This is a genomic window from Vibrio sp. Vb1755, from assembly GCF_033338635.1.
GTDB classification, from domain to species: domain Bacteria; phylum Pseudomonadota; class Gammaproteobacteria; order Enterobacterales; family Vibrionaceae; genus Vibrio; species Vibrio alginolyticus.
In genome coordinates, this window is the sequence record NZ_JAWOTA010000150.1 from 1 (window position 1) to 1,404 (window position 1,404).

Sequence of the window (1,404 nt, forward strand, 5' to 3'; positions counted from 1 at the left end):
CAACTGATGTCTGCAGGGTCGTACAACATCATCGCTTCAGCAGGCAAACCATCTCGCCCTGCTCGTCCCGTTTCTTGGTAGTAGGATTCAATATTGCGCGGAATATCAAAGTGCACCACAAACCGGACGTTCGGCTTGTTGATACCCATACCAAAGGCAACCGTCGCGACCACGATTTGAATGTCATCACGCTGAAACGCCTCTTGAACGTAAGCACGCTCATCAGCGTCCATCCCTGCATGATAGCCCGCCGCACGGATGTGGTTGTTGCACAACTTCTCCGTCACCATTTCGACTTTCTTACGGCTACCACAGTAAATGATGCCGCAATTGCCCTTTTGGGTGTCGAGATAACGAATGATCTGAGAAATCGGCTTGTGCTTCTCGACCAGGTTGTAGCGGATATTCGGACGGTCAAAACTGCCTAAGTGGACATGAGGTTCATGCAAACGTAAGCGTTCAAGAATGTCGCGACGTGTAGCGTCATCCGCAGTGGCGGTGAGCGCCATAAATGGCACATGCGAAAAATGCTGCTTTAACTGACCCAGCGCGGCGTATTCGGGACGGAAATCGTGTCCCCATTGCGAGATACAGTGCGCTTCATCCACCGCAATCATCGCCAAAGGCAGGTTTTCGAGTCGCTCGATGAAGTCACGCATTAACACGCGTTCTGGTGAGACGTAAACCAATTTGAGTTGACCGCTGTGCATGCGGTTATACACACTCAGCAGCTCTTCACGACTCATGGTGGAGTTCACACACTCTGCCGCAACGCCGTTGGCTTTGAGCTGATCGACCTGGTCTTTCATCAAAGAAATCAGCGGCGAAATCACCAAGGTGATGCCACTACGAACCAACGCAGGTATCTGATAGCAAAGAGATTTGCCACCACCTGTCGGCATGATCACCAGACTGTCTTTGCCCTCGACCGCCGATTCGATGACCTCTTGCTGGCCATCACGAAACGTTTGATAACCGAAAACTTCCTCCAACACACGTTGAGGCGTTACAGGTGAGTCTGATTGTTCGGCTAACAAAGTTGAGGTCATGAAAAATCTCAGATTGGGTGATGTAGAAATGCTTTTGCATGCCACCAGCACACAAAGTGAGGGCACATTGTAATGGGGTTTCATGGTGAATAAAACCGCAAATTGTTAGGTGTTTCACACCACGGCTCGTATACTGATTTTCTGCTCTATAAACACACAATTAGGTGACACTTCATGACACCAGAAGAACAACAGCGCGCGCGGCAAGGTGTCCTGCTTGCGGTTGGCGCGTACACGATGTGGGGCATTGCGCCCATGTACTTTAAATCGATAGCACAAGTGTCTCCACTCGAGATCCTAAGCCACCGAGTGATTTGGTCTTTCTTTTTGCTTGCCGCACTTCTTCATTTTGGCC

1 protein-coding gene and 1 pseudogene are annotated in these 1,404 nt (G+C 50.1%); one reads left to right on the plus strand and one right to left on the minus strand.

All coding sequences use genetic code 11. The features are described 5' to 3' along the window. Positions 1–1,049 (minus strand): RecQ family ATP-dependent DNA helicase (locus R7E00_RS23435; RefSeq protein ID WP_318124628.1); only part of this gene is annotated, 1,049 nt, incomplete at its 3' end. A 174-nt stretch (positions 1,050–1,223) separates the two neighbouring features. Between R7E00_RS23435 and R7E00_RS23440 the strand changes: the two are divergent. Beyond that, positions 1,224–1,404, plus strand: a pseudogene (locus tag R7E00_RS23440) (EamA family transporter); the annotation flags it as partial.